21 protein-coding genes are annotated in these 21,368 nt (G+C 35.5%); 9 read left to right on the top strand and 12 right to left on the bottom strand.

The genetic code is table 11. The features are described 5' to 3' along the window. Nucleotide 1 precedes the first annotated feature (1 nt). The 4 genes from SMAR_RS00375 to SMAR_RS00355 all read right to left on the bottom strand — a co-directional run bounded on the left by SMAR_RS00375 (nucleotide 2) and on the right by SMAR_RS00355 (nucleotide 4,864). Nucleotides 2-1,327 (bottom strand): hypothetical protein, encoded by a 1,326-nt coding sequence (locus SMAR_RS00375; protein ID WP_011838379.1) that lies wholly within the window; start codon nucleotides 1,325-1,327, stop codon nucleotides 2-4. Beyond that, entirely contained in the window at nucleotides 1,311-2,582 is a 1,272-nt protein-coding gene (locus SMAR_RS00370) for a DNA repair exonuclease (RefSeq protein WP_011838378.1), read from the bottom strand. The genes SMAR_RS00375 and SMAR_RS00370 overlap by 17 nt, the downstream gene beginning before the upstream one ends. 580 nt (nucleotides 2,583-3,162) lie before the next feature. After that, nucleotides 3,163-3,909, bottom strand: coding sequence for an ABC transporter permease (locus SMAR_RS00360; RefSeq protein WP_011838376.1), 747 nt, complete (start codon nucleotides 3,907-3,909; stop codon nucleotides 3,163-3,165). Further along, nucleotides 3,902-4,864, bottom strand: a complete 963-nt coding sequence (locus SMAR_RS00355) for an ABC transporter substrate-binding protein (RefSeq protein ID WP_011838375.1) — start codon at nucleotides 4,862-4,864, stop codon at nucleotides 3,902-3,904. Before SMAR_RS00355 ends, SMAR_RS00360 begins: the two co-directional genes overlap by 8 nt. Before the next feature lie 161 nt (nucleotides 4,865-5,025). On the opposite strand from SMAR_RS00355, the gene SMAR_RS08320 reads away from it, so the two are divergent. Next, nucleotides 5,026-5,235 carry a hypothetical protein gene (locus tag SMAR_RS08320; protein ID WP_148676696.1) on the top strand — a complete coding sequence of 70 codons (210 nt, stop codon included), beginning with the start codon at nucleotides 5,026-5,028 and terminating at the stop codon, nucleotides 5,233-5,235. Nucleotides 5,236-5,468: 233 nt separating this feature from the next. Here the strand turns inward: SMAR_RS08320 and SMAR_RS00345 are convergent, their stop codons facing one another. The 5 genes from SMAR_RS00345 to ileS form a co-directional block, all read right to left on the bottom strand. Next, nucleotides 5,469-5,918 (bottom strand): hypothetical protein, encoded by a 450-nt coding sequence (locus SMAR_RS00345; RefSeq protein WP_011838374.1) that lies wholly within the window; start codon nucleotides 5,916-5,918, stop codon nucleotides 5,469-5,471. Between the two features lie 42 nt (nucleotides 5,919-5,960). Next, nucleotides 5,961-6,365 carry a cytidine deaminase gene (gene cdd / locus SMAR_RS00340; protein WP_011838373.1) on the bottom strand — a complete coding sequence of 135 codons (405 nt, stop codon included), beginning with the start codon at nucleotides 6,363-6,365 and terminating at the stop codon, nucleotides 5,961-5,963. Between the two features lie 80 nt (nucleotides 6,366-6,445). Further along, complete coding sequence (locus tag SMAR_RS00335) at nucleotides 6,446-6,901, bottom strand: PIN domain-containing protein (RefSeq protein ID WP_011838372.1); 456 nt, start codon at nucleotides 6,899-6,901, stop codon at nucleotides 6,446-6,448. Further along, complete coding sequence (locus tag SMAR_RS00330) at nucleotides 6,880-7,122, bottom strand: AbrB/MazE/SpoVT family DNA-binding domain-containing protein (protein WP_011838371.1); 243 nt, start codon at nucleotides 7,120-7,122, stop codon at nucleotides 6,880-6,882. The genes SMAR_RS00335 and SMAR_RS00330 overlap by 22 nt, the downstream gene beginning before the upstream one ends. 225 nt (nucleotides 7,123-7,347) lie before the next feature. Next, the gene (gene ileS / locus SMAR_RS00325; RefSeq protein ID WP_011838370.1) at nucleotides 7,348-10,524 is read right to left on the bottom strand and encodes an isoleucine--tRNA ligase; all 3,177 of its coding nucleotides are present in this window, start codon (nucleotides 10,522-10,524) and stop codon (nucleotides 7,348-7,350) included. 188 nt (nucleotides 10,525-10,712) lie between these two features. Between ileS and SMAR_RS00320 the strand changes: the two genes are divergently transcribed. The 4 genes from SMAR_RS00320 (at nucleotide 10,713) to SMAR_RS00305 (ending at nucleotide 13,737) form a co-directional block, all read left to right on the top strand. Further along, a complete protein-coding gene (locus SMAR_RS00320) occupies nucleotides 10,713-11,711 on the top strand; it encodes an ABC transporter ATP-binding protein (protein WP_011838369.1) in 999 nt (332 codons plus the stop codon). After that, nucleotides 11,708-12,511: a hypothetical protein gene (locus SMAR_RS00315; protein WP_011838368.1), complete on the top strand. Its 804-nt coding sequence runs from the start codon at nucleotides 11,708-11,710 to the stop codon at nucleotides 12,509-12,511. Before SMAR_RS00320 ends, SMAR_RS00315 begins: the two co-directional genes overlap by 4 nt. A gap of 6 nt (nucleotides 12,512-12,517) precedes the next feature. Continuing rightward, complete coding sequence (locus SMAR_RS00310) at nucleotides 12,518-13,318, top strand: ABC transporter permease (RefSeq protein WP_011838367.1); 801 nt, start codon at nucleotides 12,518-12,520, stop codon at nucleotides 13,316-13,318. Nucleotides 13,319-13,395: 77 nt separating this feature from the next. Further along, the gene (locus tag SMAR_RS00305) at nucleotides 13,396-13,737 is read left to right on the top strand and encodes a hypothetical protein (protein WP_011838366.1); all 342 of its coding nucleotides are present in this window, start codon (nucleotides 13,396-13,398) and stop codon (nucleotides 13,735-13,737) included. On the opposite strand, the gene SMAR_RS00300 is transcribed toward SMAR_RS00305, so the two are convergent. The 3 genes from SMAR_RS00300 to SMAR_RS00290 form a co-directional block, all read right to left on the bottom strand. Beyond that, nucleotides 13,734-15,386: an HD domain-containing protein gene (locus SMAR_RS00300; protein ID WP_011838365.1), complete on the bottom strand. Its 1,653-nt coding sequence runs from the start codon at nucleotides 15,384-15,386 to the stop codon at nucleotides 13,734-13,736. The two genes, SMAR_RS00305 and SMAR_RS00300, sit on opposite strands and share 4 nt — an antisense overlap. Nucleotides 15,387-15,495: 109 nt before the next feature. Then, on the bottom strand, nucleotides 15,496-16,317 hold the full coding sequence (locus tag SMAR_RS00295; protein WP_011838364.1) for a mechanosensitive ion channel family protein: 822 nt from the start codon (nucleotides 16,315-16,317) through the stop codon (nucleotides 15,496-15,498). A gap of 115 nt (nucleotides 16,318-16,432) precedes the next feature. Next, the gene (locus SMAR_RS00290; protein WP_011838363.1) at nucleotides 16,433-16,654 is read right to left on the bottom strand and encodes a hypothetical protein; all 222 of its coding nucleotides are present in this window, start codon (nucleotides 16,652-16,654) and stop codon (nucleotides 16,433-16,435) included. Between the two features lie 173 nt (nucleotides 16,655-16,827). On the opposite strand from SMAR_RS00290, the gene SMAR_RS00285 reads away from it, so the two are divergent. From SMAR_RS00285 to SMAR_RS00270, 4 genes are all read left to right on the top strand, one after another. Beyond that, complete coding sequence (locus SMAR_RS00285) at nucleotides 16,828-17,535, top strand: peroxiredoxin (protein ID WP_011838362.1); 708 nt, start codon at nucleotides 16,828-16,830, stop codon at nucleotides 17,533-17,535. A 151-nt stretch (nucleotides 17,536-17,686) separates the two neighbouring features. Further along, nucleotides 17,687-18,781, top strand: a complete 1,095-nt coding sequence (locus SMAR_RS00280) for a M42 family metallopeptidase (protein ID WP_011838361.1) — start codon at nucleotides 17,687-17,689, stop codon at nucleotides 18,779-18,781. A gap of 107 nt (nucleotides 18,782-18,888) precedes the next feature. Next, a complete protein-coding gene (locus tag SMAR_RS00275) occupies nucleotides 18,889-20,109 on the top strand; it encodes an FprA family A-type flavoprotein (RefSeq protein WP_011838360.1) in 1,221 nt (406 codons plus the stop codon). A gap of 3 nt (nucleotides 20,110-20,112) precedes the next feature. Beyond that, a complete protein-coding gene (locus SMAR_RS00270) occupies nucleotides 20,113-21,234 on the top strand; it encodes a VIT1/CCC1 transporter family protein (protein WP_011838359.1) in 1,122 nt (373 codons plus the stop codon). The last annotated feature ends 134 nt before the right edge of the window (nucleotides 21,235-21,368 follow it).

The raw sequence follows: 21,368 nt of genomic DNA, 5'->3' as shown, positions 1-21,368 counted from the left end.
ATCACCTATAACCATATCTCATACGCGTGGTTGGAGAGAAAACTTGTTCGAGAATACGTGAAGCAAGATCGTCTTGGGATCTAAGTACTCGGATAAGAGCTTGTTCAAAGAATTTACGGGTATCTTCACGTAATCTAACAATATTGTCTATCTCCATATAACCATAAGGAGGCTCTCCTATTATTCTCGTTCTATACTGCATCATAGTATTAACAATATATGATATATAAGGATTAACACTAGAAGCCTTATCTTTGTTTAATACAACTTCCCCCTTCCCTAGATCAATTATTGGCTTATCAAGATAAATATCCAGGATAAACACATTTCTATAATCCGGTGTCAGTGGAAATCTTGCAACATATACTTCATGATTACTATAAACTATCCTATTAAAAATACGTATGGTTTCTCTAACAAAATCCTTATTTCCTCCTCTCTTCCAATACTCCCCAAGGATTTTTGCTGCATTATTTATGCCTTCTAAATCGACTAGACTATATAATCCTCTACCATTAATTGTGCTAGGCTTTTTGGTGTAGAATAAGCTCTGACTACGAATAATGTTTGTAAACTTTGATGTTTTTGATAAACCAACTATTCTAAACAAGTATTTTTTGATCTCATCGGCATCGATGCCTAGAATTATAGATAATATATCTAAGCCATCCACACCTTCTGGTCTGCGCGGTATACTAAACCATTTAATAAGTGTTCCATCCAATACAATATATGCTGGTACAATACTGCCATTTTCTTCAAGCATTAACAATAGCTTCAATGCATATGCAAGCTCCAGTAATCCCTCAACATACTTAGTGAGCTTTATAAAAGATTTGGGGTTCTCGAAAAGAGTTGATCCACTAATGTTGAGCAATAATTTGTTTATTTCTTTGGATACTTCTTCAGCATCTTCTCTTTTATTAAACAATAATGAATTATCATATAAGGATTTAATTTTAATTGTGAAAATATATCTATCATCTTTTCTCTTCCTACTGGAATACAGTATAAGGAAATCATTTACAGGTTTATCTAAGAGATTTTTAATCTTATGAAGCTTTCCATTTTCATCTCTAATTATTCCACTTATCTGTATAGGTATAATTATCGATACATCTAGCTGGTAGGGTTTAAATCCTGCATCAACAAAAGCAACAGATATTTTGTCTGAATCCCTATTTATATTTTCAACAGCATAGAATTTATGGAAAACTTCTCTTCGGAGACTAATCAATTGATCTTGTTGCGTCTCTATGAAGTCGCGCCTAAGATCATCTACTATGCTTGATAATAAATCATAAATATCGTTAATCCTTATTGACACCGAGGATCTCCTCCATGATTGGTTTCAATTCTTTGAATAGTGATTCATAAAACTCCGTTTCATTGGTATCGGGTGATTTTTCCTTGCTCAAAATATTTATTAGCTCAAGTATTTTCTGCGGAGAAGCTTTTATACCGAGCTTTCTCGCGAATTCTTCAACTGCTATCCTTTCAATTTCTTCTATATCTCCTATATCCTCAAAACTAATCTCTAATTCACTTGTGTTCCTAAAACCTCTCATTTTCAAATGTATCAGTATCCTTTTTTGCTGCTCTATTTCTCTGAGTTTATGTATCAACTTATTCCTATCATCTAAAGGTATTCCTTCAATATCAAGTATTAACGCATTATATCCTTCTACCGGTAAATCTTTTATGACTTTTTTAACCTCTTGAACAGTATCATTGAATCCTTTATAGTAATCCTTAATGTACTCAACATATATATTAAACGGTTCCCATATACTTTTAGCAATGGTTTTCTCTTCACTGATATCGATTAGAAGAAACCTTCTATCTCTACTATGTTTTTTACGTAGAAGATACGTTTCCTCAAGATCACTGGCATCTCTACCAACAGGAGCTCCTGGATAAGCAATATTGGTTACGGCTTCATCAAATAATGGGAGAGGAAAATGAATGTGTCCTAGAGCCAAATATTTTGTATTTCTCGGCAGAGTAGATAAAATATTCTGGTTTTCAATAACTGCTTTACCATATCTATAACTATAAATGCTTGGATCATAACCGGCAAACTTAACACTAGTATGAGCGAGAACAACTATATTCTCTACCTTACCTTCTAGTTGCTTAAACACGACTTTTCTATCACGCAGATATATTGTTTCCAAGTTATTTTTAAGACCAGGAATAGCGTAGAAAACAATGTCTCCTAGCTTGAGAGGGTATAAAACAAGTTTTTCACCGATTTGATACATGGGAACATGTATTAAGCCTGCTTCATTAAGTAATGTAAGTATATCTGCCCCCCTAGGCGAGGAATCATGGCTTCCAGGAATACTTACAACATATATATTGTTCTCTTTTAACCTTCTCAAAATCCTATATATTCTGCGAAGAACCTCAAAATTCTCTATCCTAGGTCTCTCAAAGAAATCTCCAGCAATAACTAAGTATGGAATCTTATTATCAATAGTATAATCCGCAATTTTCTCGAAAGCTTCAACATTAGCGTTTCTAAGAGGTCTATTGCTAAAAGCACCAATATGAAGATCTGCTGTATGGATAAGCAACAATTAAAATCCTCCTCTATGCCCCTTAAACCTAATCTGAACCAATATATATGTTTAGTAGCTTATAAAGCGAGCATGGATAGGGACTATTCGCTTGTTTGGATATTATGGTTGTTTATGTGTTCTTTTTATTGGTGGGGGTCGAGGAGTGAGAGTTGCTCCTTGGAGCCCCAATAACCCTCACCATGAAGGAATGAAGCCCCAACCCAAAAGGGGGAAGCCCCTGCAAATACCCATAACATCCAAAACAACCAAAAATAAAGCACAGACAACTACAACCAATAATATTCGCTTAAACTTGACAATATTAATTGAACAAGGAAATAACACACTCATTCTGGATCAAATAAGCATTCCTATAAATGCATCCAAAATACCGACTACACCCATACTAATTACTATAACTTTGAGACCAAGTGAGACGACCTCTTATATATCTAATACTCCCCCCACTCCCACTATCTGCCAAGTTAGACTCCTTAGGGATTATTTGAAGCATCTGTTTATAGAATTAATAATCATCCAAGTTTTTACAAGCAGAAACAATTAATAGCGCCGTCTACGGTTGAAAATAGGTAAGACATCACGTTATATACCATTTTTTCAGCAACTTATTCTCTATAAGGGTAATTGTTTGCTGGAAAATATATGTTAGTAACCCTATAATTATGAGTAAGGCTATCACTTCGTCAACTCTTAGTGTTGAATAAGCATACATCATTAGTGCTCCTAAACCATTACTTAATGCTATATATTCAGTTACAAATCCTAGTCTCCAACTATGCCCTGCTTCATATCTTAGTATTGTAGCTAAATGTGTTATTGAGAGTGGAAGAATAATATGTATTGCTATATAGGTGTCTGTTGCTCCATAGATTCTAGCTGCTTCTATTAATTCGCGATCAATATATTTATGAGAACTCATGAAAGCATATATTATAGGGAACGCTGTACAAATTATAATCGCCGTTATCGCTAGCCAATCATTTAATCCTATCCATATCATGAGTAATGGAATAAATGCAAAACTAGGAGTTATAACAATAAAAGTTACAATCGGATATAATAAGCTCCGAATAAGTCTGCTTAACAAAATAAGAACACCCAATCCTATACCTAAAAACACACCAATAACATAGCCTATGGCGACTCTTATGGTTGAATACAATAAGTTTTCTAATAGGTCCATTTTAGTAATTAAATCTATAGAAGCATAAAATACTGTGTGGGGATATGGAAACAAATATTTTGGAGAATAAAAAGCTAAGAAATACCACATAGTAATGATAAAAAATATTGATAGAAAAACATAGTAGATCATCCTATCCATGACGCATCAACCCGAGATCCTCGAGAATGCTTATATCAATAAAATTGTCGACATTTATTTCATGATCTATAGCACCATACTTGTGTAGAAGTTTAGAATAATATTGGATGGCTGAAACATTTATTTCTACAGTATAATCTAAATACTTCATAGAATCAGCCATAACTTCTGTAGTTGATGCTAAATGTTTTGCAACAATAATTGCGGCGTCTTCCGGGTTATTCTTAATAAACAGTATGGCTCTATAAATAGCATACACAAACTTCTCGACAAGATCTCTGTGATCCTTTAAAAAATCTTTCTTGACAAAAACACCTGATCCAGGCATGTTTTTCCATAAGTCCTGATTCGTCAATGCCCTGAAACCCCCCAGTTTCACGGCAAGAGTGGCGTAATGCTCAGGTAAAAAACTAATGCTAACCTGGTGGTTTAGCAATGCATTAACAGCTATGAAAGGAGGCATTTTGACTAAGGTAAAACTAACATTATATTTTTCCATGAACATATGTGCAATTAACCAAACAGGCGAGCCTGGACCTGAAACTGATGCCTTAGCTCCATTTAGTTGATGTATATTATTTATCTTAGTACCAATGATCATGGAGTATCCGTTTAAATGAGTCATAGCAACAAGAATAACTGGGACCCCTCTTGAATACATAACCATCACTGGACCAATACATGCAAGTGCTATGTCAAAATCTCCTCTACTCAGAGCAACAGCTAATTCTAATCCAGTACTGAAAGTTTTATATTCAACATCCAAACCCAAATCCCTAAAATAACCTTTATCTAATGCAACCCAGAATGCAGCAGAGTGATCATTTAGTTCTACTCCAACAACTAATCTTACGATATTTTTCCTCAGAGATGCTTGGGCATCTAGATAATATAGACTACCTACAACTACTACTATGACTATTATTATCGCAAGTATTCGCTTCTTAGTAATCATGTCTATCACCAGTATTTTAAAAAATTAATTCTTCAATTTAATAGTTTTTCCATTATGTAAAATAAAATTATTAGACAAAATATAACTTTAGACTAACGCTTAAATATCTATTTGATCACATAATTACCTGTCTAAACAAACAATGTGATGAGGTTTAATTGTTGAATAAAAAACCCTTATCAAAGAAAAATAATAATTTAGATACCTTATTCGACGATTTCATTGAAAAATCAGATTACTGGCATTATAGAATAGATAATTTTGCTAGAATAGTTGTTGAGAATAGTGGTTGCCCATGCTATGCACGGGCTTCCCCCTCTTGGGTCGGGGCTTCATCCCTTCACGGAGGGGGCTATCGGGGCTCCACATAGACCACATAGAGCCCTTCATCTGCATTCCATTAACCATACATGTTAGTAGGGGTTTATAAAGCGAACCCAACCAATCTACCAAAACAACCATAGCATCCAAAAATAAAGCATGGGCAACCACTATATTAAACTATGGTAGGTAGAAACAATTAAGAAAACATATCTGTAGCTTTTTCCTCTACAATTTAAAAAACTCTATCAACACTTCCAGTAATAATAGTAATTATTTACAATTATTTTCTCTCCGTGGGTGTTCTGTGAGGTAATACATACCTGTATATTATAAGTAGAACTGTAGCAATTACTAGTGATGATAATGATGACAATAATAGATTATAGAATGAACGCATAATCACTGCAGCAATGATCTCACGTATAGTTACAACAAAACCCACCTCTGCCAAAGCCACTAAATACATTTCAGGTTGTTTCCTACCGACCACCACACTACGCGTTATCTCCATGAACACTATTAGAAAGAATACGTCATTTGCAACAATTTGTACCTGCTCCATCCCCGCAGTTTTCCAGTTATTCCAAGTATTCAGTAGATCATTAATGATTATTAATACTGCGAAAAACACTAGAATAACCATCATTATAACTATTATATAGTCAACGAGCAGGATCAATCCACGACCAAGCCATAACAATGCTTCAACTGATTTCTTACGTTTCGACATATTCCCAACCCAGATGCATATATGTCCATAGAGTACTAATCATTACTTATGATCTAGACTGAATGGATCAGGGAATAATTCTTTCAAACTCTTTATAATAGTCTCGCCTGTTTTTACACTATGCATTATTATAGTTGATTCAAGATTAAACTCTGCTATAACCTGCCTACAAGCTCCACAAGGCGGAATAGGATTATCTAGATCAGTAACAATTGCTACAGCTATTGGTTCCCTTTCACCCGCGGTAACCATTGCTGATATAGCTGATCTCTCAGCACATATTGTTAAACCATAACTAGCATTCTCAACATTGACGCCTAGAAAAACACTATTATTCCTAGTTAAAACAGCTGCTGCTACATGTACTCCACTATATGGTGCATAACTATTCTTTAAAACACTCTTAGCTTTCTCAATTAAGAAATCAATGTTAAGTTTTTCCACCATATTACATCATCTACTATGATTTTCTTATTAATATAATAATTTTAATATAATAAAGAGATGAAAATAAATTATTTATTATCTTACCATATAACATCAACATTTTCTTTTTTAGCAACGTATTCAAGATCTTTATCTCCCGTTATGATAGGAGCATTCTTCCTCTTAGCTAATGCTATTATTGTAGAATCAACTATGCTTAATCTCCTATTTCTTAGGCCAGATATTTTTGATTTTTTAAGAATATTATCTCCTCTAACTTTGATCTGAGTCGCTTCCACATAATCGTCAAGGCTTAGATCTGTTATTTTAAAATATGTTTTCAAATATGTTAATACTTCATCTATGTTTTTGAGAACAGGTATTCTTCCCCTTAACCAGTGAACAATGTATTCATACACAACAGTTACTGGTATTAAGCCTCTGATTTTTCTATCACGTACATTTTCCAGTATCTCATATGCTTTTCTACTTACTTCATCGTATGCTATGGCTAGAAGAGTATATGTATCAATTATTACTTCTCTCTCCCTTTCCAAAACTCTTCTTCCTCCTGATCTAGTTCTAACTCTGCTTTTTCAGCTGTTCCTCTGCCTCTACAGCAACCCCACACTTTCTCCCATAGATCAAGTGGTTTCAACACGATCTTGCCATTTTCAACAGAAACTTTAAGCAGCATTCCCTCCTCGATTCCTGCTTTTTCACGTATATTCTTTGGCAAAACAATAATACCTTTCTTATAAACTTTAACAACACTCACAGATATCACCAATTATACATGTTTTAGTTAAACTAATAAGTTTAACTACTATGATAAACTATAGATTCAACTAAGAATAGGAGGGTTTACAGTAGTTATGGTGGATAATAAACTAGTTGTGAGAACAGCTGATAAAATATTAAATCTAGCTAATAAAACCTATATTATTAAACCATGTTTAAAGAGTGTGTTTAAACTCGAACCCTTACTATGATCTAATTTGTTCTATAATTGTTTTATTACTATAATGTATTGTTCCCCTTGTATTTCCCATTCTTTTCTATATCCTTGTATTTTCTCGAGTTGCTCGGGCGTGTCTAGGTATGTTAGTTTTTCTGATCTTGTTTCGTTTTTAATGTATTCTGTATATGGTTTTAATAGTTCAACATGTTTTCTTGGCGCATAGATATATGTTTCTATTTTAGCATCTAGTGGTAGGTTTATTTCTTTACGCATTACTTGTATTCTTCTTATGATATCTCTTGCTAGTCCTTCTGCTATTTCTTCTTTGCTGAGCCTAGTATCTATAGCTACACTTCCCCATTCTCTTTCTTCAACACTGTATCCTTCCACATATGATGGTGTAATTAACACTTGTTCTTTTGTTAATTTAATTTCTTGTCCTTCAATATATGCTGTGTGTTCTCCTTTCCTTATAATATCTCTAGCTATGCTCTCCTGGTTTTCCATAATATAATTGATTACCTTCTTTGCTAGCTTACGGTATAGCGGGCCTATAACTCTATAGATCGGTGAAACCTTGTATTTCACTATCTTCCCTATTTCAGCTACTTGTTTAGCCTCTACTTTTCTAACATTTACTAATCTAGCAAGTAATCCACTATACTTCCTGGTTACTTCTCTTATTCTTTCCCTATCCGTATAGACTGTGAGGGATTTTACTGGTTGGCGAAGCTTTATTCCAGCCTTCATTCTAGCAGCAGCTGCTGCTTCATAGATCTCCCTAATAACATTCATTATTTTCTCCAAGTCTTCATCAATGTATTCATCATCAATGCTTGGCCAATCAAGTAAATGTATAGATAATGGTAGTTCGGGATTAGCTTTCCTAAAGACTTCTTGATATATTTTCTCGGCTAGGAATGGTGTGAATGGAGCCATCATTCTCAACCATTTCTCTAAAACATAGTATAAAACTGAATAAGCTGCTAATTTATCAGGTGTGTTCTCCTCGACCCATACACGCGGTCTTATTAAGCGGATATACCAGTGGCTAACATCTTCAACTATGAATTTGCGGAGTTCTCTAGCTGCTTCATGTATATAGTATTTCTCCAAGCTTTCCGTTATTTTTTTAGCAATACTATTAATGCGTGATAATAACCATTTATCTTCGTATCTCAAAAACTCTTTGTAATCATCTATTCTATGCTGAAGAGGATCATATTTGTCTAGGTTCATATATGTGGAGGCGAAAACGAATGTGTTCCATGCAATGCCTAGGTCTCTGCGTATCTCATCTATGCCTCTCCAAGAAAACCTTAGATCCTCCCATACAGTGTTTTGGCTAACCCAGAACCTTAACGGGTCCCTGCCGGCTCTCTCAATAGCTTCATCTGTTCCAACATAGTTTCCTAGACTCTTATGCATTTCTCTACCATGCTCGTCTAATGCGAATCCATGAACTAAGACCGTATTATATGGTTTACTCTGGAAACCCAGGACTCCTGCTCGTAGTAGTGAGAAAAACCATCCACGTATTTGATCATGGCCTTCCACTATAAAGTCTAATATAACATCTTCTAAACGAAGCTTTTCCGGATGACCATTAGCTGCATAGAATGAGATGGCGCTGTCAAACCATACATCCATTACATCAGGCACGCGTTTCATTGGTCTACCACATATTGGACATTTTATCTCTACTTCATCTATCCATGGTCTATGAAGCTCCTTAGGCTTCTTACCCCCATGTTTCTCGAGCTCATTAATGCTTCCAACAACTATTCTATGTCCTTCAGGACACTCCCATATAGGTAGTGGTGTCCCCCAGTATCTCTGCCTACTTATAACCCAGTCCTGTAAGTTTTCGAGCATGTGCATCATTCTGTCAAGTGCCCAGTCAGGTATCCAGTTAACTTTTTTCGCTTCATTAATCAATTTCTCTTTTAGCTTGGTTACTCTAAGTACCCATTGCTTAGTAGCTCTCATAACTATGGGTGTTTTACAGCGCCAACAAACAGGGTATTTGTGTGTTATTTGTGACGCGTGTAGAAGAGCCCCTCTCTCCTTTAAATCTTTTATTATTTCGGGATTTGCTTCTCTAACTTTTTTACCAGCATATTTACCTGCTACATTAGTGAATCTGCCCTCATCATCTATTGGTGAAGCAATAAAATCTATTCCAATCTTTTTAGCAACTGTGAAATCTTCCATACCATGCCCCGGTGCTCCATGAACTAGTCCTGTTCCCTCAGTTGTTGTTACGAATTCAGGCGCCATAACTACTCTATGATACTTGCTCAGCTTCTCCTGTAATGGAACAATATCTATTAATGGATGATCATATTCTAGCCCCTCAAGCTTCTTACCGGGAAATTCTTCGAGAACTTCGTATTCCTTAATTCCAGCTTCGCTCATTACCTTTTCCAGCCGAGGCTTGGCTAGAATATATACTTCTTCACCAACTCTTACACGAACATATGTTATATCTGGATGAGCCATTACGAAAGTATTTGCTGGAAGAGTCCATGGAGTAGTTGTCCATATAAGTAAGTACTCTTTCTCCCTACTCCTAACAGGGAATTTCACATAAATACTTGGATCAGTTAAAACCTTGTATTCAACCTCATATTCTGCAAGAGTAGTTGAGCATCGCGGACACCAATAAACCACGCGCTCCTCCCGATCCAATAATCCCTGTTCAGCCGCCTTCTTTATAAGCCACCATCCAGCCTCTATGTATTCATCTCTAAGGGTTAGATACGGATTTTCCCAATCCATGAAAACTCCTAGTTCTTTAAACCATTTAGTCAAGCTCTTAATATTGTTAAAAACTAGTTTCTTACATTCATTAACAAACTTGTCCACACCGATTTTTTCTTCTATTTCTCGTTTAACCTTAACACCAAGCTTTTGTTCAACTTTAACCTCTATCGGTAAACCATGACAATCATATCCCGGCCTATCAAATACGTTGTATCCCCGCATACGTTTATAGCGGAGGACAATGTCTTTTAACGTTTTATTCCAAGCTGTACCAATATGAGGGACATCACCGCTTGGATAAGGTGGGCCGTCTATAAAGTTGAATCTAAGAATAGATCTATCTGATTTCTCCTTAACTAATTTATAGATTTGATTCTCATCCCAAAATCTTTTAACCCATTCCTCTACTTTATGTGGATCATATTGTCCCTTCAATTTTCCAATGATCGGCAAACCCCTCAACTCCTCTATACAAGCTGTTCATTACTCTTTTAAAATAACAATTATTACATGATAAATGTTTTCTTACCAGTAAATATGTAGAGTCGATCCTACAAAGAATGCCTAATACAATACACATAACAACTATTAAGGCTAAACAAGGATACAGTTGAAGAATAGAGTGGGAAAGGTGCCACCTAATGCGGAGAGAAGCAATAGTTGCTGAAGACTTAAAGAAGAAATACATAACCAAGAAGAGGAAAGGATTACTTAGAAGCGAGAAACAAGTAGTAGAAGCTCTTCGCGGTATAAGTTTTAAAATTTATGAAGGAGAAGTCGTCGGGTTACTAGGGCCTAATGGGGCAGGAAAAACAACCACTGTAAAAATAGTATCAACTCTTCTAATACCCGATGAAGGAAATGCATGGGTGTATGGATACCATGTTGTTAATGAGGCTAAAAAAGTACGTGAAAAACTAGGAGTAATGCTTACAGTTGAGAAGGGATTTTATGGAAAACTCACAGGTCGAGAGAATCTTGAATATTTTGGAGCATTATATGGGTTGAAGGGAAAAGAGCTTAAGAAAAGAGTAGAATACTTGCTGGAACTCTTAGAGCTCGAAAAGCTCGGAGCTAGTGATAGATTATTTGAAGAATATAGTTTAGGAATGAAGGCAAGGCTTAACCTTGCTAGAGCACTACTCCGCGATCCACCTGTTCTACTCTTAGATGAACCAACCCTAGGCTTGGACCCCCCAAGTGCTAGGCGTATTAGAGAATTAGTGAAAACTCTAGCACATAAGCAGAGTAAAGCAGTACTATACACCACTCATAACATGTTCGAGGCGGAAATAGTTTGTGATCGAATAATACTGATTAATAAGGGAAGAATAGTAGCTAAGGGAACTCCTGAACAGTTAAAAGCTACAATACCTGAGATTAAAACCATTAACCTCATTATTAGAGGGGTTGGAAGCATTGACTCGATCTTCTCAGGTATAAACGCTGAGAAAGTATCCATTGAGCCAACTGATGGATTATATAATGTTAAAGTACAAGTTTACAAGCCTGAGGAGATCATAGATGTTCTGCTTAAGAAGCTTGTCAATAATGGTTTTGACATTATTTCTTTAAAAATTGAGGAGCCAACTCTCGAAGATGTATTTATATATTTTGCTGAGAAAGGCGTTAAACAATGAGCTTAGCCTCTCTAATATGGGCTGAAATGAAGTTTGTATATGGAGATATTATCCGTAGAAAATCTGTTCTATTAATGTTTATTGCTTTTCCATATATTCTCACATTATTCATAGTATTAATTGGTTATTCTATTGGTAGTAGACAAGTTTTTATAGAGAAAATAGGTGTTGAACCAGAACTATTTTTCTTGACAAGCGGCTTCCTACTCATGTCTATTCTTGGTGTAAGTGATGATTTATTGTGGAGGCCAAATTTTGACCAATGGATGGGGACTCTTCCATACATTATACTTAGCCCGTTGCCAAGACTCTATAAATATATTGCTATACCTATTCCAAGACTCATATTAGTAATAATTACTGGTTTAACAAGTGTTATACCTGTATATCTTTACTTTTATGGATTAGAGGGGTTATGGAGCGGGTTAGCGGTTATTTTACTAGCAACAATAGCCGCCATCTTTTTCACTACACCAATAATGATAGTTATGGGGCTAGTATATGGTAGTGGAGGGGAGCATTGGAGAGTAATTAATATTATTAGGCCTCTTCTCCTAATACTGCTTGGAGCATATTATCCAAGATATATGATGCCTCTAGCCGGCCTCATATTTGCATATATGATTCCTTCAAGCCATATAGTTGAGATTGTTCAGAGAATGCTTACCCATACATTAGAGCTATCATATGCATTGATGTTGATCGGTATAGGTACGGCATTGTTTATATTATATGCACCTCTAGGTGTTAGATCGATTAATTATTGGGAAACCAAGAAACTAAAGGAAGGCGTGAGGTGAAATTAATTGTTTGAAGCAGTAAAGGCTGTTTTGAAAGCATATTTTACAGCCGAGCTACTTAGGAGTCATGGATTAACATATGGATTAGTATCTATGGCTCTCTGGATGACACTATTCATTGCACCAATAATGCTCTTCGCTCCACCTGGAGAATCTAGTCAAATCATATCTGGATATGCTTTCGCGGCTGTTCTAGTATTCATGTCTTATAGTATGGCTACATGGGATTGGGCATGGGAGCTTAGATGGTTGATGATGAATAATATGTTAGAACACGTAATACTTAGTGGTAGAAGCATATTCCTACACTACATAGGAATTATACCTATAAGTTTTACATGGCTTGGATTCGCACTAATAACAGTTTATACATTATTAACTGTCCTAGTTGGACCCCCCTTAACATTTATAAATGATCCATTAATGCTTGCTTTAGGACTAATAATGCTCTTCACAGTATTATTCGCTCACGCAATGATTCTCGGTGGAACCACTATTGCTGTTGGAACAAGCGGTCCTGTAATGGAGTTTATTGGATGGATTCTCCCAATAGCAACAGGAGGTTTAACACCATTATCAAGACTTCCATATCCTCTACAAGTATTCGCCTTACTTACCCCCTACAGTTATCCCGCGGAAATATTAAGGTATGGTTTGCTCGGAACACCTTCAATAATTGATCTCTTATCTGAGTGTTTTATAGGAATCATATATGATATAGTTTTTCTAATAATAGCACTAGTATACTTTAAGCATCAAATGGTTAAGCTCTTAAAAGAAGGACCTAAAACTGTAGGCATGTACTAACCTGCTTGATCAGTATTATTGTTTCAAACCATTTTTTATTTCCTTCAACTCTAATATTTGGAGAGGGTGTTGAGTATTTGGCGTTGCAGGATATTGTAATGTGGCTGATAAGAGAATATAAGCCTACTAGGAGCCTACTACATAATCTTGTCTACTTAATGGATGGTATTGATGAAAACTTTATGCATTGGAGCATATCAATAACAGGTGTTTATTCTGAGAAAATTGATTATATTGTTGAAAACCTTATTCGTAAAGGATTAATTATTGAATGTAGCAATGGGAGACTTACAATAGATAAGTGTCCCAGCGATGATATTGATGGACATAAAATAGTTTCACAAGCCGTATTCAAGTATTTGTTATCTCTAACCATGAAGGCTCAATTAATAAGTGAGAGATTAAGCAAATCTATTTAGCTTGTCTCCGGAGCCTCCTTGATTTTACCTCCTATAGCATCCTCTAATATATCGATAACAATGTATCTAGCTCTATTCAATTCTTCTTCTATTAATTTACGATACTTGTTACGGTTGAGGTAAACAATAAATAAGGCTTCAGGTATTAAGCCGTTCTTCTCCGCGAATCTATCAGGGTTTTCTTCTCTAACATCTATTGGTTTCTCATCTCTTAGCTTAGCTAGTAATAAATACTTGATTATCTCCCTACTAGCTGAGGGATATATACTAATAGACTCTATCACCACTCTTACATCCTCTTCACTGAACCCCTTAGCTCCGAGTTCTTGTGCAATCTCTCTCTTAATGGTTTCTCTAATAGCTTTCTGCATTATATCGCCGAATCTGTTGCTGAAAATATGTCTTGCGCTCCTTAAATCGTATATGAATGTATCAAGTCTTTTCCACGCTGGTTTACGGTGTATGAAGAGGTTTTCGAGGCTTTGCCTCGCTAATTCTCTATAGTCTCTGCATAGATTGCCAATATCGCCTCTAGCCATTATCATTTGTAGAAGCCCATATATGCTATAATCTGTTAGGGACAAGTATAGTCTTAGATTATCGCTTGACTCCAACATTTTATCTATAATACCTGCTATATAGTCTCTTAGGCAGTTTAGCAGGAAACCAATTGTTTCATCAAACGCTATATTTACATGGTGTAGATAAACATTCTTGTACATCATTTTTCTAGCATTCAATAACCTAACTAAGTCGTCTACAGCCTTAGTAGATATTGCTGGAACAAGTAATCCGTGATGCTCTAATAAGTAGGTATTTCTTATTAACCATTCATCGTTTATGTTTCCAAGAGGTAAGCCGGTAAAGTAGCTATCTCTCCTTAGATAATCAATTATATCTGATGTATAAATATAGTCTCTAACAACAAGCCTTACTATTCCATGTATAGCTTTATCAGGTCTAGGCACATAGAATTCATCTAGCCTAATAATATTCTTAGAAACCAGATCGGTATGATCTTTCATTCCTAGAGGAGGCTTCAGAGATTCATCAAGAATATCAATAACAAAATCCACATCCACACCCAAGACATCATTATGATTTGTAATAGTTTTCCTTATTTCATCCCGTAAATAATCCCTATAAATAATATAGCCTAAGAGCTCATGGTTTCCCAGCCTGTATCCTAGAAAATCTCTATTCTTATAAACATATGTATCAAATGCGTGACTAAATGGTCCATGACCTATATCATGCAGTAATCCAAGAATTCTAGCGGCTATTACAGCTTCCCTTGACTTACTCAACACCTCTCTGAGTTTATCTGTCCCTCTATCACTATATTTAGTAATGGATCTTAGTAATTGATTCATATACTTATATGATAAATGCATAACTCCTAAGCTATGGTTGAAACGTGTATGAGTTGCTGAAGGATATACGAAATGAGCTGTTTGTAGTTGGTAAACATATCTAAGCCTCTGGACAGGCCATGAATCAATAATACTATCCTCAAATCCTTTAACATAATCTATATACTGATAAATAACATCTCTAATCTGAGCATTAAAAGGCATACTCCATAAAAGCCCCAGTTCTGTGCTACCAGCATATTTAGTGAGTGTTTTATCATCGTTGATTAAAGACAAGGTATTACCACCCACAGGATCAGATTTATAAATAGATCATAATAAATCTTTCCATCAACTAAATAAAAGAATAATAAAAAGGCGGGGAAAACTATATATAAAAAAAGTATTACTTAGGCATATCACGTATATGTACATCTAGCTGTGGGAACGGTATCTCTATGCCAGCTTTGCTGAATTCTTCATAGATCATCTTAGTGAGATCAGCTTTTACTGCTCCATAGTCAGAAGTTTTTGTCCAAGCCCTTATTTGTAGATTTACTGATGAATCAGCTAGTTGTGTCACAACTACTTGGGGAGCTGGTTCCTCTAATACTTTCGGATGCTTTTTAACTGTTTCAAGCGCTACATTTATAGCTTTATCTAGATCTGTTCCATAAGCTACTCCAACATCAAGATCTACTCTTCTAGTATCTTCCCTAGTATAATTTACTATAGGTGCACCCCATATATTCTTGTTTGGAATAGTTATGACAACATTGTCAAATGTTTTCAGGGTAGTAGACATTACTCCAATACCATGAATTATGCCCGAATAACCAGCTACTTGAACATAGTCCCCTTTATCAAACGGTCTTATCACAGCTAACCATACTCCAGCAGCCATATTAGCCCATGTATCCTGTAATCCGAAGCCTAGTATTAAGCCAATAACTGCGGATAAACCTAAACCTGCTGCGCTAGTATCTATTCCAAGAATTGGCAGTACTGATAGAATAACTAATATATAGCCAATTACTTTTATAATGCTGACAACTAATCCGGAAACTAGTGGTGGGGTTTTTAGTTTATCCATTGTCTTCTTCAATATATTAGCAACAATTCTTACAATAATTATACCTATTACCAACGCTACTATGAATACTACTAACTGATAAAGGCTAAAACCAAGGAATGGTAGTGGTGTCGTGAAAATGTCTCCCACACTCATATAGATCACCTATAATATACTACTCTATGATCAATAATAAGGTATTACTATGGACCACATATATAAAAGTTATAGAAAAACTATAGAACAAAAAACCATGTTATACGAGAGTTACCTATTTTTCGTAATCTTCTGTCTTTATTTTTTCGACAAGCTTCTTATATGGTGATTCGAGGAAAAATCCTCTTCCACATTTTGGACAAACAACCACTATGGGTCTCTCCCTCTCTTCAGGTAATACCTCGTGATCAGCTAGGTATAGGACTGATTCATATATGAATGTGAACTCCTTTGGATCTCCTTCGTATCCGCAATAGGGGCATTTGATCTTTTTCATCTATATCACTTCGGTTTCACAGAATCTATTCAATATATTTATTTATAGCTTGTATTATTTTTTGGCTATTAATTTTTAATTATTTTGTTAAGATTCCTAAATGAAAAGGTTTATATATTAGAAGGTTAATATTAAGAATACGATAAAGAATATTTAGGAAAGGTGAACAGGAAATGCCTGGAACAATTCCTCTTATAGGAGAAAAATTCCCTGAAATGGAAGTAGTTACACAACATGGAAAAATAAAGCTACCAGATTACTTTAAAGGTAAGTACTGGGTCTTATTCAGCCACCCAGCAGACTTCACACCAGTATGTACCACCGAGTTCGTAGCATTCGCTAAGAGATATGAAGACTTCAAGAAGCTTAACACTGAATTAATAGGTCTTAGTGTTGACAGCAACTTCAGCCATATTAAATGGATTGAATGGATAAAGGAGAAGTTAGGTGTAGAAATACCGTTCCCAATAATGGCTGATCCCAGAGGAACAGTTGCTAGCAAACTAGGAATGCTCCACGCTGCGAGCTCAACACATACTGTTAGAGCCGTATTTGTCATTGACCCTAATGGAATTATTAGAGCAATTATCTACTATCCACTAGACAATGGTAGAAATATTGATGAGATCCTTAGATTAGTCAAGGCAATTCAAATAACAGATAAGTATGGTAGAGCGACACCAGCCAACTGGCCGAACAACGAGTTAATAGGTGACTCAGTAATTGTACCACCTGCAGGAACAGTTAAGGAGGCAGAAGAGAGATTGAAGAAATACAAGTGCTTCGACTGGTGGTTCTGCTACGAAGAAGGGGTAGTGCCGAAAGAAGAAGTTGAAGAAGTCCGTAAATGGCTTGAGAGAGCCGCTAAACTACAGAAATAACATAGATAGTCTCGGCTGAAATCATAATGAATTCTTTTTTAATAATAATATTCGAATCATTTTCTTTGAGCGCTAATACAATTAAGTTTAATATGTTTCTAGTATAAATTATATAACGTTGTTATATTCATATAGTCTCCTGGTGGTATCTATGAATAAAAATGAAATATATGAAACACTTGAAAAGCTCACCAATATAGTTTCTCCCTCTGGTCATGAAGATGAAATTAGAAATACTATAATAGAATTGCTTAAACCATACGCTGATGAGATATGGGTTGATTCACTAGGAAACGTGATCGCTGTTAAAAAGGGGAGTGGTGAAGGCAGGTTAATGATTGCTGCTCACATGGACGAGATCGGTTTAATGATAAATCACATAACAAAGACTGGATTCCTCAAATTTACACCAATAGGTGGGTGGAACCCAGTTATATTGCCGGGACAAAGAGTTCTTATAAAAACTAAAAGAAGAGAATATGTTCGCGGAGTAATAGGTATGAAGCCTCCCCATATTATGAAGCCGGAGGAGGCTAAACAAGCTCCACAAATAGAGGACTTATTCATAGATATAGGTGCTTCTAGTAGGGAGGAAGCAGAGAAACTAGGTATAACTGTTGGATCAGTAGCTGTTATTGAGAGAAATATCGCGAAGCTTTCAGAAAATGTTGTAACTGGTAGAGCATTTGATGACAAAATCGGTGTAGCGGTTATGATTGAAGCATTCAAGAACCTTGAAAAACCCAAAGTAGACGTATACGCTGTAGCAACTGTTATGGAGGAAGTTGGATTAAAAGGAGCTAGAGTAGCAGCATATTCTATAACACCACACGTTGGATTAGCACTAGATGTAACCATAGCAGCAGATATACCTGGAGTTGATGAATCAAAACAAATAACCAAGCTAGGAAAAGGCCCTGCTATCAAAGTTATGGATGGAAGATCTGGTTCGGGATTAATAGCTCACCCAGCAATCAAAGATACCCTTATACAATTAGCTGAAAAACACAATATTCCGTATCAATTGGAAGTATTAACTGGTGGAACAACTGATGCAACAATAATACAGTTAACAAAGGAGGGGGTCCCAACAGGCGCATTATCTGTTCCGACAAGATATATTCATTCACCAGTAGAAGTATTGAATCTAGAAGATGCATTAAATACTGCGAAGCTAACAAAACTATTCGCTGAATACATAGACATGGAATGGATCAATAAATATTTGAAGAGAAAAATAAAGTAAAATGTTTATCTTTATATAGAACACTTTATTTATCTATAACTAAATATTATTAATGAACCCTAACTTTATTAGTTAAATGAGCTATGCTTAATTTACAAGGTGATCCTATGCCTAAAACCTACACTGTAGAGATCAAACCTGGATTCTACCTGTTAAGAATAGATGATGATCAAATCAAATACTTTGAAGGATTATGGTATATACCCGAAGGAATAACATATAATGCGTACCTTTTAAAGACAAAGGATGGATACGTATTGTTTGATGCATGGAAACACATTTATGGTAAAGAATTTATTAATGAGTTGAAGAAAATAGTTGATCCAAAAGAGATCAAATACCTTATAATTCACCATATGGAGCCCGATCACAGCGGCTCTATAAAGGACTTATTAGAAATAAACTCTGAAATACTAGTTCTTGGTCACCCGCTTACTAAGGGAATGATCGAATCATTCTATAATGTTAAGCCAAAATTCAAGCCTGTTAAAGACAATGAGGTATTAGAGATTGGAGAATACAAGTTACAATTCATATATACTCCTTGGTTGCATTGGCCTGAAACAATAATGACCTATATTGAGGATCTCCATGTACTATTAACATGTGATGCTTTCGGATCATATAATATTCTCGATAAAATATATGATACAGAACTAAGCCCCGAAGAACACAAAGAATATATGTTCTATACTCGGAAATATATTGCAACAGTTATAGGTCACTATGCTTCTTGGATTGAGAAAGCATTAAACAAGTTAGAATCACTAGGATTTAACATAGAAATGATTGCTCCAGCACATGGTATCATATGGAAAAACCCAGATATAATCATGAAATATTATCACTCATGGAGTAGGGGAACAAGTGTTAGTGGGAAGAAAAAGATAGTTGTAGTTTATTCATCAATGTATGGATTCGTTGATAAAGCTGTTAAAGAAGCTGTTAAAGTGCTTGATGAGAAAAAAGCATTCTACAAAGTATATCGTTTCCTAGACTATTATAGGGATAAATATAGTGATCTATTAGCTGACTTATTGAATTCCTCAGCTATAATACTTGGAACAGCAACATATGAAGCTTCAATATTTCCATTAATGAGATACATATTAGACTTGATAATAGAGAAAATACCCAAGAATAAGAAAGTCCTCGTTATAACTAATTATGGATGGGGAGGGGTCGCTGGAAAGAAAATAAGAGAACTACTAACAAATAATGGGTTCGAAGTAGTTGATGTAGTAGAATTTAGAGCTGGACAAATAGATAAGTTCAGAGATAAAATAGTCGAAGCAACAAATAAGCTTCTCGAAATACTTGGTGAATAATATTTGAATGTTAGCAGTGACTTTATTGTTAAGGTTAAAAAAGCATATAGGGACGAACTAGAATCCGCAGCAATATACTCATTAATAGCCAGTAAATTAAAAGATAAACCAATATCTAAGAAATTACTAGAAATAGCACGTATGGAAGCGGAACACGCTGGTTTCTGGGCACGAATCCTGAGAAAATACGGTGTGGATCCAGCGAAGATTAAGCCTAGTAAAACCAAGGTTTTCATATATGAGCTATTATTTCCAGTAATAGGTTTTGGATTAACACTAAAACTACTAGAATCTGGTGAATCTGAAGCGATTAAAATGTATGCTGATCTCCTCGAGTCTTCCGAGTTAAGTGATGAAGAAAAAGAATGGCTGAAAAAGATCGTTGCCGATGAATTAATGCATGAAGAAAGCTTCATAGAGGAGGAATCAAAGATCAAGGAGTTCCTAGACCATGTGAGGGATGCTGTTTTAGGAATGAATGATGGATTAGTAGAAATATTATCTGTTTCAGCAGGTTTAGCTGGAGCATACGGTAACCCGTTAAATGTTGCGCTTGGCGGGCTCATAGTTGGAATAGCAGGTTCTCTATCTATGGGTATAGGAGCATATATTAGTGTGAAGGCTCAGAGAGAAGTTAGAATGAGCGTTCTTTATAGAGTAATTAGTGCCGTTAAGAGTATACCGGATAAACTAGTTGAAACTCTATCTAAGATTATATCCTCAAGAGGGTACTCTAGGGATACTGTTGATAAAATATTGAGCGATGCATCTAGAAACAAGGAATTGCTTAGAAAACTAGTTGTCGAGGAAAAATATGGTATAAAAGAGGTAATGATAGAAAATCCTGCAAAATCAGGATTAATAACAGGTTTATTCTACATAGTTGGAGCAATAATACCTTTAATACCCTACTTCCTAGGATTACCAATAATAATATCTCTGCCCCTATCACTATTATTCGCAGGATTAATGCTCAGCATGGTAGGGTTCATAATAGCATTATCAGCTGGTTTAAACATAAAGAAGAAAATAATAGAACTACTAATTGGAGGATTAGGAGCAGCTGGGTTAACGTACCTAATAGGCTTACTAGCATCAATACTGCTAGGCATAAACGTTGGCTGAATTTTACTACTATTTAAGCCAATAAAAACAATATTATTCATTTACATAAATTATTACGTTTGAAAATGTTCTTAATTTGTGGAGCGTAATAGGGATGTCTGCGTAAAATCCAAACCTGATAAACATAAATTTCC

The organism is Staphylothermus marinus F1 (assembly GCF_000015945.1).
Classification (GTDB): Archaea; Thermoproteota; Thermoprotei_A; order Sulfolobales; family Desulfurococcaceae; genus Staphylothermus; species Staphylothermus marinus.
Note: the sequence above shows the minus strand (reverse complement) of the source record. Positions and strands in the feature narration are given on the sequence as shown.